The organism is Oenococcus sp., assembly GCF_047725585.1.
Classification (GTDB): domain Bacteria; phylum Bacillota; class Bacilli; order Lactobacillales; family Lactobacillaceae; genus Oenococcus; species Oenococcus kitaharae_A.
On sequence record NZ_JBDNNF010000002.1, the window covers coordinates 1 to 14,043 of the forward strand.

Here is a 14,043-nt window from a genome sequence, read left to right on the forward strand (position 1 = left end):
CTGCTTTTATTTTTCCGCGGCTCCTTGTCAGCAAGGCTGACAAAAGAGGGGAAATAAACATGCGAAATGGGTATACTTTCTGGGAGTGAACAAGGAGTGACAGGATGGCTGAAATATTATCGCATATTAAATTAAACATGGATGAGAGTTTACTGAAGAGATTGTGTGATTATCAGGAAACTCTTTGGCTCAATCCGGATTATGGTACAAGTTTAGCATCTGCGAGTGACGTCAGCAGTGGCGTCAGCCAGGAAACAGTTTTTCGTGCCAACCGCTTGTTAGAACGCTTTGCCCCTTATTTGGAGACTGTGTTTCCTGAGACACAAGTTAGCAATGGCATTATTGAGTCCCCTATACAAGAAATGCCAAATATTAAAGAGTATTTGTCCATTCCTGGGCACGTTCTGATTAAGAGAGACGATTTAATGCCTGTTAGCGGATCTATTAAGAGCCGTGGGGGCATCTACGAAGTACTGGTATTCGCGGAAAAATTAGCTGCAAAAAATGGCTTTAATCCTAACACAGATGATTACCGGGATTTAGCCCAGGAGCGGTTTAAAAAAATTTTTGGACAATGGAAAATTGAGGTAGCAAGTACTGGCAACCTAGGTCTTAGCGTAGGTTTGATGGCGAGCACGCTCGGATTTCAGGCACGCGTACATATGTCGCATGATGCCACTGAATGGAAGATCAATAAGCTTCGGCAAAACGGTGTTCAAGTTGTTATTTATAACGACAATTTTTCAAACGCAGTGACCATGGCTAGAGCTGCTTCTAAAAAAGATGATCATAGTTATTTTGTCGACGATGAAGCATCTAAAATCCTATTTGCCGGTTATGCAACAGCAGGAGAGCGCGTTAAACAGCAAATCGCTGATTTAGGTATCGAAGTATCCAAAGAGAAACCCTTGGTTGTATACTTGCCTGCTGGTGTTGGTGGATCACCAAGCGGCGTTGCTTTCGGGCTCAAGATACAATTTGGCGATAGTGTTATGCCTATCTTCGTAGAACCAACACATATGCCTTCGGTACTTTTGGGCATGGCTAGTGGCCTTAATCATGATATTTCTGTCTACGATATAGGTATTGATGGTAAAACTGCGGCTGATGGATTGGCGGTTGGCCGTCCATCTCTGATTGCTGGTAAGTATATGCAGAATAAACTGTTTTGTATTGCAACTGTCTCTGATGAGCACATGTTTGCCTTTCAAGGAATGCTGAAAAAACTAGAAAATATTGAAGCCGAGCCTTCTGCGGTTGTCGGTATCCAAGGTTTGCTAGCGTCCCAAAAGATTAAAGCTATTCCATCGGAGGCAACACATATGATCTGGTCTACCGGCGGTTCAATGGTTCCGCGAGAAACGATGGATCAATATGAAAAAAATGCACTCAAATATTTTGCTCATTGGCGAGTATGACTTGCTTCATAGCGGATGGAATCTGATCAGAAATGCGTGTGGGCAGAGCAATATAGTTTTGTTTGCTTAATTGCCTTGCGATCCAACTATGTAAATAGACAGCTGCTTGAATGGCTAAAAAGGGGTCATGCGGGAACTGCCCAAGAAATCCGGCAACAATACCAGCTAATGTATCTCCCATTCCTCCAACGGCTTGAAAAGGGCCACCAATTGTTAATTGACTGTATTCGCCAGGATTTTTTTGAGCATAAATCTCACTTGCATTGCTCTTTAAAATAAGATAGTCCGCTCCGATTTTTTGCAGTTTTGAAAAATTGGCATCGGCAGTCTGTTTTGAAACCTCTAATCCCGATATACGCTCCCATTCGCCTTGATGCGGTGTGAGAACGCTTGTCGGCTCTTGTGGCATGCGAAGATGCCGTTTGCCAATCATTGAAAGGGCAGTTCCATCTATAACTAGAAACTGATTCATCGTTAAAATACTGAAAGTTTCTTTGATTAGCTTCTCTGAAAAATCTGAATCTTCTAGGCCTGAGCCAATCAAAATAACATCGGCTTGTTTGATAACATTTGATAATTTTTTTGTATCATAATAATCAACGAACATGGCCTCCGGAATAGTTGATAACATGGCAGTACGGTTAAGCGGGTCAGAAGCCAAAGTGACCAAGCCGGCACCGGTGTTCACCGTCGATTTAGTGGCCATAATCGCGGCACCACCGAATGATTTGCTTCCGCAGATCAGAATGATACGACCATAATTAGTTTTATTGGACTGAGAAGGACGGCTTTTGATAACTTCTTGCAGTATGTGATTTTCTAGGATTTTTTTTAGCATTTCGATCAAAGAGTAACATAAAGAGAAAAACATAACAATTTTGGCGTTAAGCGTTTACATATATCAATTTGTATCGTTTTTAAAATCAAAAGCGTTACAATGTGATTTATGGAAAAGAGGTGATGGGGTATGCCCAGTGGTACACTGAAGACCTTCCAATTCCTAGGCTTGACATTTGATTGGACGACGATTATTTCAACTTCGACAGCTTTTGTCATAGTTCTGGCACTTGGAATTTTTCTTTCTAGAAGGTTGAGTATTCGGCCTGGTAAAAGGCAAAATTTACTGGAATGGATCATTGATTTCACTAACGGCATCGTTAAAAATCAACTACCGGATCGAAGCGGATCAACATATAGGCTCTACATTTTTGCATTGTTTCTATTTGTATTTGTATCAAATCAATTAGGCCTATTTCTTGAATTTGGCAATGATTCAATGCAGGTCAGGAGCCCGACTTCGATTCCTTTGATCACGTTGACGTTGGCTTTAATGAGTTTAATGGTCGCTCATTTTGCTGGAGTTGCAAAGTTTGGTTTTGTCGGATATCTGAAAAATACTTTTTTAGCACCGACTGCAGCTTTGTTTCCGGTTAAAATTATTGATCAGATTACGAATTTATTGACGTTAGGTTTGCGAATTTACGGTAATATATTTGCTGGGGAAATTCTGCTCAATTTAATTGCAGGCTTCGCCTTACCAAATAACACTTTGAGTTCGCCGGTTGACTTTATTTTGTCCATTCCACTCGAGTTGGTTTGGCAGGCATTCAGTCTTTTGATTGGTGCAATTCAGGCCTTTGTTTTCGCGACTTTGACAAGTGTTTATATCTCGCAGATGATTACAAAAGAATGATAGTTTAATTTAAGAAAGAGGAGAAAATTAATGAATTATATTGCTGCAGGTATTGCATTATTGGGATCAGCCATTGGTGGTGGTATTGGAAACGGCCTATTAATGGCTAAACTGATTGAATCTATCGCACGCCAGCCTGAACTAGAAGGTACTTTACGTACGAACATGTTTATTTCAATGGCTTTGGTTGAAGCCATGCCAATCATCGTTATTGCGATGTCATTCCTATTGATTAATGCATAAAAAAGTAAGAAAGGATGGGTAGTATGCTCACAACGATTGCAATTCAAATACCAGGTGGTTCAGCAGTTTATGTGTTGCTCACATTCATCTTGCTCTTGTATGGTTTGAAGAAGCTGGCCTGGGGACCGGTGACAAAGATTATGGACGAAAGAGCGAATCGGATCAGTGATGACTTGGATTCCGCTGCCAAGTCTAGAAGCGAAGCGGAGAAACTTCAAAAGATTGCAGACCAAAATTTGAAGGAAAGTCAAGCACAGGCAACCGAATTGATGGAGAGCACCCGCAAATCTGCTGAAACGCAAGGAAAGAAAGTTGCTGATCTGGCACAAGCACATGCTGATTCAATTAATCGCCAAGCACAAGTCGATGCTCGGCAGATTAAGACAGCCGCTCTAGAGTCAGCTAAGGATCAGATTGCTGATTTGTCTGTTTCAATTGCTTCTAAGATTATTGGTAAAGAAATTTCAGCTAAGGATCATAAAGCGCTTATCGATGATTTTATTTCAGATTTGGAGAAGCAAGATAATCCGACATCAGTCAAGGAGAAGGTCTAATGGCTTTCAACGAAAACAGGATTGTCAGTAATTATGCACAAGCTTTGTACGAGGTTTCCAAAGATCAGACAGCGAAGGTTCTTTCTGAATTACAGACAATTGAATTAGTGTTTGAACAGAATAAGAAGTTAGCACCAACTCTCGATGATGTTTCTGTTCCCAGTGTTCAGCAGGAAGTCTTTATCCAAACCCTTAGCAAGGGTACTTCCCATGTCACTCAGAATTTATTGGAAACACTGGCCGATAATCGTCACTTTTCGTTGTTAGAAGAAATTGTTAATCAGCTCGAAAGGCTGGTCAACGTTTCTGAAAATCAATCTTTGGTCTTGGCTACGACAGCCGTTGCTCTGACGAAGTCTCAGGTCGACAAACTGAGCAGGATCGCACAAGCTAAGTTTAATTATGAACACGTCGAAATTAAGAATATCATCGATCCTGCTATTATTGGTGGCGTTATCCTAACGGCTGGATCAAAAACAATTGATGGATCAATAAAAAATAAGTTAACGCAGTTAAATAATCAAATTAAAGCAGCTGCTGGAAAGGAGCAATAAATGGCAATTAAATCAGATCAAATTAGTTCTTTAATTAAGCAGCAGTTGGAAAAATACGATGCTACTTTAAAAATTGATGAAGTCGGAACCGTTACCTACGTTGGTGATGGTGTTGCGCGTGCTAGTGGTTTAGCTAACGCAATGTCCGGCGAGTTGGTTCAATTTGAAAACGGTGTCTATGGCATGGCTCAAAACCTTGAAGAATCTGAAGTTGGTATTATTGTGCTTGGAGATTTTGATGGTATTAGCCAAGGAGACACGGTTAAACGTACCGGCAGAGTTATGGAAGTGCCTGTCGGCGATGAACTAATTGGCCGAGTTGTTAATGCCCTGGGAGAGTCAATTGATGGCAATGGTGCGATTAAGACAACACATACACGCCCGGTTGAGTTTAAAGCACCAGGAGTTATGCAAAGAAAGTCCGTTTCTGAACCTCTCCAGACCGGTATTAAAGTTATCGATGCCTTGGTACCGATTGGCCGTGGTCAACGAGAATTGATTATCGGGGATCGTAAAACTGGTAAGACATCCCTTGCTATTGATACGATTTTAAATCAAAAGGGTCAGGACATGATTGTTGTCTATGTCGCGATTGGACAAAAAGACTCCACTGTTCGAACCCAGGTTGAAACATTACGTGCCATGGGCGCGTTAGATTATACAATTGTTGTCTCGGCTGGCCCTTCGGAGCCTGCACCTATGCTTTATCTGGCACCTTATGTTGGTGCGGCTATCGGCGAATACTTCATGTATAACGGTAAGAATGTTTTGATTGTATATGATGACTTATCTAAACAAGCGACAGCCTATCGTGAGCTTTCTCTGATCTTGAGAAGGCCGCCAGGACGTGAAGCTTATCCTGGAGATGTGTTCTATCTTCACAGTCGTCTGCTGGAACGTGCGGCCAAATTGAGTGATGAATTAGGTGGCGGATCGATGACTGCTTTACCAATTATTGAAACGCAAGCTGGGGATGTCTCGGCTTATATCCCGACGAATGTTATTTCAATTACCGATGGCCAGATTTTCTTGGATGCGGATCAGTTTTATGCGGGCAATCGTCCAGCGATTGATGCTGGAACCTCAGTATCTCGTGTTGGTGGTGATGCTCAGATTAAGGCGATGAAAAAAGTTTCTGGTACTTTGCGTTTGGACTTAGCATCGTACCACGAACTAGAGGCCTTCGCGCAATTCGGTTCTGATCTTGATGCACCAACGCAGGCCAAACTTGCCCGTGGCCGTCGTACAGTGGAGGTACTGAATCAGCCTTTGCACCAGCCAATGCCGGTTGAACAACAGGTCTTGGTATTGTATGCGCTGACTCATGGGTATTTGGACGATATTGATGTTACTGATATTCAAAGATTTCAAAAAGAATTCGTGGAATTCGTCGGTAACAATAAAACTTACTCTAAATTATTCGAAGCCATTAAAAAAACCGGTAATCTACCAGATGAAAAGGATATTAATGCTGCTATCGAAGATTTTAAGAAGCATTTTGCTAAATCTGTGGAACCAAATGACTACAATGCTCCCGCTGCAAAACAAGGAGCTGCTGAATAATGGCCGGCCTTCAAGATATCCGCAGACGTATTGACTCGACTAAAAAAACCAGCCAAATTACGAGCGCGATGCAAATGGTCAGTTCAAGTAAGCTGAGCCAAATCCAAAAGCACACTTCTGGCTATCTTGATTATGCGAACCATGTTGAGGCAATTGTTGCACATTTAGCCGCAACTCATTTGCTGGATTCGCAGGCTGAAGGCACGATTCCGTTTATTACACAACGACCCGTTAAGAATACAGCTTTGCTAGTCATCACGTCAGATCGTGGATTAGTTGGTGGCTATAATAATCAGGTCTTAAAGCAGGCAGATCAAATTATGGCTGATCAGAAATTGACTACACAGAATACAGTTATCTTTGCCGTCGGTGGTAAGGGGTCTGATTATTATGCCAAAAAAGGTTTCACCATTGCTTTTGAGGATCGTGAAATTACCGATGTTCCAAAGTTCTGGGAAGTCTCACCTTTGGTAAAAGAGATTACAAAGCAATATTCAGCTCATAAGTTTGATGCGCTCGAGATTGTGTATAATCACTTTATAAACCGGCTTCGGAATCAAGTTGTAGACCAATTCGTGCTGCCAATCAGAGCGGAAAATTTTAAACGGGACTCCGAAGGCAATTTATCGGCAGATAAATATAAAAGCAGGGCTCGTGATTATGATTTTGAACCAGCACCGGAGACATTATTGAAAGCAGTGCTGCCTCAATTTGCCCAGTCATTATTATATGGTGCCGTACTTGACTCTAAAACAGCTGAGCATGCTGCATCAGCTAATGCGATGCAAACCGCAACCGATAATGCAAAAGATTTGATTTCTACCCTTGGATTGAAATATAATCGAGCACGACAAGCGGCGATTACCACTGAGATCACTGAGATCACTGGTGGCATGGCTGCTCTACAATAGTACAGAAAGGAGAAATAGATGGCAGAAAAGAAAACAACCGCGAAAGCTAAAACTGACAAAACTGCTAGTACTGTTAAGAAAACTGTGTCTGTGAGTGATCCAGTTTCCAAAGCAACTAACAGTACCGCGTCTGTTTCGAATGAGAAAAATTTGGCTGTGGGTACGATTATTCAGATTATCGGTCCGATTGTTGATGTGCAGTTTCCAGATGATGCGAAACTGCCTGATATCAATAACGCCTTAAAAGTACAAAAAGCTGATGGCACAGAGCTGACCATTGAAGTATCTATCGATCTTGGCGATAATGTTGTTCGGACGATTGCCATGGATTCGACCGACGGGTTAACACGTGGTATGAAAGTATTAGATACCGGTGCGCCTATTGAAGTACCTGTTGGCGACAAAACTTTGGGACGTGTTTTTAACGTTCTTGGCGAGCCAGTTGATGAGGGTGATCCAATTGATGCTAGCGTACCGCGCCATCCGATTCATCGTTCAGCGCCAAAATTTGATGAGTTGACAACTTCAGCAGAAGTTCTTGAAACAGGAATTAAGGTTATTGATTTATTGGAGCCTTATCTTCGTGGAGGGAAGACTGGCCTCTTTGGCGGCGCTGGTGTTGGTAAAACAGTGCTGATTCAGGAATTGATTCACAATATCGCTCAAGGCCATAATGGTATTTCTGTTTTCACAGGTGTCGGTGAACGTACACGTGAAGGAAATGACATGTATTACGAAATGAAGGCAAGCGGTGTTTTGAAAAATACCGCCATGGTCTATGGACAAATGAATGAGCCGCCTGGAGCACGTATGCGTGTGGCTTTGACTGGTTTGACTATGGCTGAAGATTTCCGTGACCAAGAGGGTAAGGATGTTTTATTGTTTATTGATAACATCTTCCGCTTTACTCAAGCGGGTTCTGAAGTTTCAGCTTTACTGGGACGTATCCCTTCAGCTGTTGGTTATCAACCAACCTTAGCAACGGAAATGGGTCAGTTGCAAGAAAGAATCACTTCTACTAAGAAGGGTTCCGTTACTTCCATCCAGGCTGTTTATGTGCCGGCGGATGATTATACTGATCCTGCACCGGCTACGACTTTCGCTCATTTGGATGCAACGACTAACCTAGAGAGATCTTTGACGCAGCAGGGCATTTATCCAGCTGTTGATCCCTTGGAATCGACTTCAAGTGCCTTGACTCCTGAAATTGTCGGAGACGAACATTATGAAGTTGCCATGCAGGTGCAGCATGTCTTGCAGCGATACAAGGAGTTGCAGGATATCATTTCTATTTTAGGAATGGATGAGTTATCAGATGAAGAAAAGACGATCGTTAATCGTGCTCGTCGTATCCAATTCTTTTTGAGCCAACCTTTCTCAGTTGCTGAACAATTTACTGGTGTTCCTGGCCAATATGTGCCTGTAGCTGAGACAGTTCGCGGCTTTAAGGAGATTCTGGAAGGCAAACATGATGATTTGCCAGAAGAAGCCTTCAGAAATGTGGGCACAATTGATCAAGCGATTGAAAAAGCAAAGTCGATGAAGAGCTAAAACTATGGCAGAGAATCTTTCTACAAATGACAATCAACTGACGGCGAATATCGTAACTCCTGATGGAACAGTTTATAATCAATCCGATGTGAGTTTAGCGGTACTCGATACACTTGAGGGCGAGATAGGAATCATGGCAAACCATATTCCAATTGTTGTTGCACTTAAGATTTCGCAGATGCGCATTCATCGTGGGAAAGACGAAGATCTATATACCGTTAATGGTGGTTTTGCCGAATTTTCTAATAATACGTTAACCGTGGTGGCGGATTCAGCGGAAAATGCAAAAGATATTGATGTCAGTCGAGCTCAAGCAGCTGAGGAACGAGCTAAAATTCGTGCCAGAAATGCGCAGACAACGGATGAAAGTGCGCGTGCGCGTGTTGCACTGGCAAGAGCAATTAATCGTATCAATGCTTCTAAAGTTCGATAATAATTTCTTAAAAGACACAGTTTATGTGTCTTTTTTGTATACAATCAAAAGCATGCAGAGTTTATTCCAATTTATGTTTACCTTGGTTTGCGTCTATGTTGCTTTTTGGAGCTTACAAAATATTGAATTCGAAAAAATTGTGTTAAGTAGTGCTAAGAGACAAATACTTATTTTGAGGGCTTTTTTGGCAATTGTGATTGGCTATTTTGTTGCCAATTTTTTCTTAACGATGGGAAATTTAATAATTAGTTTTAGCCAAAGTTTTCAACGGTAGAAAAAATTGCCGTGTTATAATTGACTGCGAGGTTTTATGGCAAAAGATATTGGTATTGATTTAGGAACAGCGAATGTCCTGATCTACGTTGAAGGTCAAGGGATTGCGCTAAATGAACCATCAGTTGTCGCAATCGACGCAAAGACTGATCAGGTTTTGGCGATTGGCTCAGATGCTTATAAGTGGATTGATCGAGGCAATCAGGATATTCGTGTTGTTCGTCCGTTAAAAGATGGCGTGATTTCTGATTTTGATGCAACTGAGGCAATGCTGACTACTTTTGTCAATCAATTGCGTGTCAAAGGCTGGATGAGTCGGCCGAATATTATGATCTGTGCGCCGACAAATATTACTGAGATTGAGCGTAAAGCGATTATTCAGGCGGCTCAATCCGCTGGTGGTGCAAACGTCTATCTTGAGTATGAGCCGAAAGTTGCTGCTGTTGGTGCTGGACTTGATATTTTTGACTTTGTCGGAAGCATGGTGATTGATATCGGCGGTGGTACTTCGGATATTGCCGTCTTGTCGGGTGGGGATATCGTGGCTAGCCAGTCTTTACGGATGGCTGGCGATCAATTAACGCAGGACATTATTCGTTATTTACGTCAGCAGTTTGGTATTTTGATCGGAACACCTATGGCCGAACGCATTAAGCAGGATGTCGGATCTGCCTTGCAAGTAACCAACCCGATTGAGATGACTATTCGTGGACAGGATCTCAATGATGCTAATTCTGTGAAGGGTTTGCCTAAGCAGGTAACCATTGATTCAAACGACATTGAAGAAGCGATGCATGCTACTTTGACGACGATTGTTCGCTCAGCCAAGGAAATTTTGGGACAAATTCAGCCTGGTTTGGCAGGAGACATTATCGATCGCGGCATTATGCTGACTGGTGGTGGTGCTTTATTGGGTTCTAAAGTCAAGGGCGGCGGTATTGACACGCTGCTGCAGCAGGAATTGCATGTTCCGGTTAATATTTCGGACGCGCCTTTGGATAATGTTGCTAAGGGAGCCGGTACCCTACTTGAATACGCAAAACGCGAGCGGCACAATGCACATCAAATCCTGGGCATCGGGAATCCAGCTTACAAGAAAAAACTCGATAAAGAGACACAGATCGAGTCCAATAATATTCACATTAATAAAATAGAAAAGTGATTGATCAAATGTCTAATCGAGAGAAAAATTATCAGGTGGAATTAGTTGAAGAAGGTACTATCTTGCATGTACAAATTGCCGGTGAGACCATTGGTGATGTGACTCAAAAAGATGGTCTGTATTTGGCAAAGAATGTTTGGGATAATTTTTTGGGAGATTTTAAAAAACAAGATCAGGCAGTAATGGCTGTTATTTCCAACTTTAATTTACGTCAAGCTTAACTTAAAAATGCAAAATCCGAATTTAAAAAATAGAGCCGCGACTTTTCGTCGTAAAGATGATTCGCAAATTGATTGGCGAATCATTTTTGTTGTACTCGCGTTGATGGCAGTTGGCTTTGGTGCGTTATTTTTAGCATTGAGAGCTGATTCATCGGTCTCAATTACTCATTCAATGCTGATTCAGTGCTTATGGTGGCTGTTTGGCTGGGGGATAGCTATTTTGCTGATGCACTTGGATGCTGATCAGCTTTTTCGTTTTGCCCCTCTAGCCTACGCCTTAGGTATTGCTTTATTAGTTTTTGTTCTTTTTGCCTATAGCCGGTCCTTAGCGGCATCAACAAATGCAAAGTCTTGGTTAGCTATCGGCAGTTTGACTTTTCAGCCGTCCGAGGTAATGAAACCAGCTTTGATCCTGATGTTATCACGGATTGTATATACCCATAACCAGAGTTATGCCGTTCATACGGTATCTTCGGACTTCCTGTTGATAGCAAAAATGATTGCTTTAACTCTGCCGGTTATCATTTTGATGCAGCTGCAGCATGATTTTGGTTCCACGTTGGTATTTGTTGCCATTTTCGGTGGTATTTTCTTAGTTTCCGGTATCTTAAATCGTATCTTGGTACCCATTACTGCAACTGTTAGTACCATTGCCGCTTTAGCTATATTTGCCGTTACTACGACAACCGGTCGAACTATTCTGACTAATTTAGGATTTCAGGCTTATCAATTTGCTCGTGTTGATGATTGGCTGAATCCCGGAGGTGCGGCAAGTTCTCAAAGCGGTTTCCAGTTGTTTCAATCAATTAAAGCGATTGGATCCGGTCGTATCTTTGGCAACGGTGTCAATAACATTTCTGTCTATGTACCGGTTCGTGAATCTGATATGATTTTTTCCGTTATCGGTGAAGGTTTGGGTTTTGTTGGTGGCTTCGTCGTTATTCTGCTTTATTTTCTGCTCATTTACAGTCTGATCCGCCGTGTTTTTGATACGAAAAATTCTTTCTATGCATATGTTGTCTCCGGCGTTGTCTTAATGGTGCTCTTTCATGTGTTCGAAAATATTGGTATGAGCATCGGCTTGGTTCCGTTAACGGGTATTCCACTACCTTTTATCAGTCAGGGCGGGTCGGCGTTATTGGCTAACATGATTGGAATTGGTTTGACTTTGAGTATGCAGTATCATAACTTTACCAGCGAGTTTGCCAAAAAGGAGACTAGTTTTAAATGATTGATGACCAGATTGCATTAATTAAAGATACGGTTATTCAAGCTCGGAAGAAATTGGCGAACGGCCAGATTTATCAGTCTCTAAATGGCCAGCTGGAAAATCTGGTTGGCAGTCTGTCCAAAAGATCGAAGACGATTGTTAAACCCGTCGATGGCGGTGATTCTGCTTTGGCTTTAATGCAGAAAACGTCAGAGAAGTTTATTCAGGTTAAAAAAGTATTGCTGACCGATGACCAGTTGTTTGAAATTTTGAGGCAATTGGCTTCGACCAATCCTGCTTATCGTGACCGCGGTGCTTTTTATTTTCTTTCTGATCTTATTTCCAACAAAGCGTTGAGTCCCGAACAGATGCGTTGGATTGCAAATTATCTAGTAGCCGATGAGCGTTTGTTCGGGCATATTTTAGAGCCATTGAATGATGGGGTTTTTCAGAGGTCTTTCTCACTGCTCATCTTGGGCCAGCTATTAAGTGCGGATATTCAGCAGAATTTCATTGATACGCAATTGCGCGACCGGATCATTAATCAAGTTGCTGCCTATGCTTTGTTGGAACAGGATGGCCGTGGTTTTGTTGGTGAAAAAGGATGGGCTCATGCCTTCACTCATTTGGGAAATGTTTGCAGCAACCTTTGCAGCAGTCCGAAAGTTCGCCGCACCGACAAAATTTTGCTGCTGGCAACACTGTTGGTGGGCTATCATAATGCACCGGTACCATTCGTGGCCGGCGAAGATGCGCGTATCGCAGCTTATTTGGCAGAGATCACAAATCTCAATGAAATATACGAAGATTATTTTCTGCGAGTCTTAAAATTCTGGCATCAAGGATTAACTGCCCAGATGGCTGTTACGACTGAAGCCGGATGGAATAAAATTTATAATCGTAACCGTTTGCTGCAGCAGCTTTTACTGCAAAAAGACGCTTTTCCAGGTTCAATTGTTGATTATATTGAAAGCACCCGCGACTATTTAAACTAATTGACAAGTGAATCAAGATGTGAGATTCTTAAGATTCTAGGAATTCGTTTTTTAATTTTTAAATAATCATTAGGAGCAGTTATGACTGAAAAGGTACGAGTTGGTCTTTTTTTTGGCGGGAATTCTTCGGAACACGATGTCAGCAAGAGGTCAGCGAAAAATTATTACGATGCGCTGGATCCTGAAAAATATCAGGTTTTTCCTGTCCTAATTTCTAAAGACGGCGACATGGTTGATACCGAAACTTCCAAAAGAGTATTGTTTGGCGAAGATGAGGACCAGCTGCTTAAAACAAAGCCGCAAATGGATTCAGGTATTCTATCCTCAATCAATGCGATTAAAGATTTAAAACTGGATGTGTTATTTCCCTCGGTACACGGCAATTTAGGTGAAGATGGCACTTTGGCTGGGCTTTTTCGATTACTGAAAATACCCTATGTGGGTGCAAATTTAAAGGCACATGCAATCAGTTTTGACAAGGTTATTACAAAAGAGCTGATGACGGTTAATCACGTCCGAAACACGGCTTATGTTGTTCTATTTAAGTCAGATAGTGATCATCCAAGCTGGGAAGAATTGGCTGCAAAATTAGGTGAAACGGTTTTTGTTAAAGCTGCCAACCAAGGCTCTTCTGTGGGCATTTCGCGTGTGACCAATGCTGCAGAGTATCGGCGTGCTTTGGCAGATTCATTCCAATATGATGAAAAGGTAATTGTTGAGGCAGCGGTTAAGAATCCAACTGAGCTGGAAATTGGTTTAATTGGCAATGATAAAGTGGTGGCTAGTCCCATTGGTGCACATTGGGCACCGGGACAGAATGATGGTAATGGCTGGTTTGATTATGATAATAAGTTTATCGATAACTCAAAGATGAAGTATCAGATCCCAGCTCAGATCGGGGATGAAAAGAGCCGAGAATTAACAGATATGGCCATTAAAGCCTATCGGATTTTAGGTATTAAAGGCTTTGCCCGCATTGATTTTTTGATGAGTGAGGATGGAGAAATCTTCCTTGGCGAGCCCAATACTCTCCCTGGTAACACAAACATGAGTCTTTTCCCGATTTTGTTTGAATCAGCTGGTATGAGCAGAAAAGCGCAAGCTGAAAAACTGATTGAGCTGGCTTTTGAAGAATTCGACCGTCAAAAACAGATTAGTTATTCATTTACAGAGCTAGGTTCGGAGAAACTCGGCGAATTCGATATTAAGAAGTAAACATATTAGTCTCTTTAGACTCTGAAAACACAGGTTTTGCCGCGGCT

16 protein-coding genes are annotated in these 14,043 nt (G+C 41.9%); 15 read left to right on the forward strand and 1 reads right to left on the reverse strand.

Features of this window, described 5'->3' with window-relative positions:
* The first annotated feature begins 104 nt into the window (after positions 1-104).
* Positions 105-1,418 carry a D-serine ammonia-lyase gene (locus tag ABF487_RS02365; RefSeq protein WP_415634375.1) on the forward strand — a complete coding sequence of 438 codons (1,314 nt, stop codon included), beginning with the start codon at positions 105-107 and terminating at the stop codon, positions 1,416-1,418.
* Here the strand turns inward: ABF487_RS02365 and ABF487_RS02370 are convergent.
* Positions 1,390-2,256: an NAD(P)H-hydrate dehydratase gene (locus tag ABF487_RS02370; RefSeq protein ID WP_415634376.1), complete on the reverse strand. Its 867-nt coding sequence runs from the start codon at positions 2,254-2,256 to the stop codon at positions 1,390-1,392. The two genes, ABF487_RS02365 and ABF487_RS02370, sit on opposite strands and share 29 nt — an antisense overlap.
* A gap of 129 nt (positions 2,257-2,385) precedes the next feature.
* On the opposite strand from ABF487_RS02370, the gene atpB reads away from it, so the two are divergent.
* From atpB to ABF487_RS02440, 14 genes are all read left to right on the forward strand, one after another.
* The gene (gene atpB, locus ABF487_RS02375) at positions 2,386-3,111 is read left to right on the forward strand and encodes a F0F1 ATP synthase subunit A (RefSeq protein WP_415624979.1); all 726 of its coding nucleotides are present in this window, start codon (positions 2,386-2,388) and stop codon (positions 3,109-3,111) included.
* Between the two features lie 30 nt (positions 3,112-3,141).
* Positions 3,142-3,354: a F0F1 ATP synthase subunit C gene (atpE, locus tag ABF487_RS02380; RefSeq protein ID WP_007747092.1), complete on the forward strand. Its 213-nt coding sequence runs from the start codon at positions 3,142-3,144 to the stop codon at positions 3,352-3,354.
* A gap of 23 nt (positions 3,355-3,377) precedes the next feature.
* Positions 3,378-3,908 carry a F0F1 ATP synthase subunit B gene (gene atpF / locus ABF487_RS02385; RefSeq protein WP_263780100.1) on the forward strand — a complete coding sequence of 177 codons (531 nt, stop codon included), beginning with the start codon at positions 3,378-3,380 and terminating at the stop codon, positions 3,906-3,908.
* The gene (gene atpH / locus ABF487_RS02390) at positions 3,908-4,462 is read left to right on the forward strand and encodes an ATP synthase F1 subunit delta (protein ID WP_263780101.1); all 555 of its coding nucleotides are present in this window, start codon (positions 3,908-3,910) and stop codon (positions 4,460-4,462) included. The genes atpF and atpH overlap by 1 nt, the downstream gene beginning before the upstream one ends.
* Positions 4,463-6,025, forward strand: a complete 1,563-nt coding sequence (atpA, locus tag ABF487_RS02395) for a F0F1 ATP synthase subunit alpha (protein WP_263780102.1) — start codon at positions 4,463-4,465, stop codon at positions 6,023-6,025.
* Positions 6,025-6,936, forward strand: coding sequence for an ATP synthase F1 subunit gamma (atpG, locus tag ABF487_RS02400; RefSeq protein WP_415624981.1), 912 nt, complete (start codon positions 6,025-6,027; stop codon positions 6,934-6,936). Before atpA ends, atpG begins: the two co-directional genes overlap by 1 nt.
* Positions 6,937-6,954: 18 nt before the next feature.
* Complete coding sequence (gene atpD / locus ABF487_RS02405; protein ID WP_412178731.1) at positions 6,955-8,487, forward strand: F0F1 ATP synthase subunit beta; 1,533 nt, start codon at positions 6,955-6,957, stop codon at positions 8,485-8,487.
* A gap of 4 nt (positions 8,488-8,491) precedes the next feature.
* The gene (locus ABF487_RS02410; RefSeq protein WP_263780104.1) at positions 8,492-8,920 is read left to right on the forward strand and encodes a F0F1 ATP synthase subunit epsilon; all 429 of its coding nucleotides are present in this window, start codon (positions 8,492-8,494) and stop codon (positions 8,918-8,920) included.
* A 73-nt stretch (positions 8,921-8,993) separates the two neighbouring features.
* The gene (locus tag ABF487_RS02415; protein WP_263780131.1) at positions 8,994-9,194 is read left to right on the forward strand and encodes a DUF1146 domain-containing protein; all 201 of its coding nucleotides are present in this window, start codon (positions 8,994-8,996) and stop codon (positions 9,192-9,194) included.
* Positions 9,195-9,230: 36 nt separating this feature from the next.
* Complete coding sequence (locus tag ABF487_RS02420; protein WP_007747077.1) at positions 9,231-10,355, forward strand: rod shape-determining protein; 1,125 nt, start codon at positions 9,231-9,233, stop codon at positions 10,353-10,355.
* Positions 10,352-10,576 (forward strand): DUF2969 domain-containing protein, encoded by a 225-nt coding sequence (locus ABF487_RS02425; protein ID WP_263780105.1) that lies wholly within the window; start codon positions 10,352-10,354, stop codon positions 10,574-10,576. Before ABF487_RS02420 ends, ABF487_RS02425 begins: the two co-directional genes overlap by 4 nt.
* Before the next feature lie 7 nt (positions 10,577-10,583).
* Entirely contained in the window at positions 10,584-11,807 is a 1,224-nt protein-coding gene (locus ABF487_RS02430) for an FtsW/RodA/SpoVE family cell cycle protein (protein ID WP_263780106.1), read from the forward strand.
* Positions 11,804-12,781 (forward strand): DUF2785 domain-containing protein, encoded by a 978-nt coding sequence (locus tag ABF487_RS02435; protein WP_415634377.1) that lies wholly within the window; start codon positions 11,804-11,806, stop codon positions 12,779-12,781. Before ABF487_RS02430 ends, ABF487_RS02435 begins: the two co-directional genes overlap by 4 nt.
* An 81-nt stretch (positions 12,782-12,862) precedes the next feature.
* Positions 12,863-13,996, forward strand: coding sequence for a D-alanine--D-alanine ligase family protein (locus tag ABF487_RS02440; protein WP_415634378.1), 1,134 nt, complete (start codon positions 12,863-12,865; stop codon positions 13,994-13,996).
* Positions 13,997-14,043: the final 47 nt, after the last annotated feature.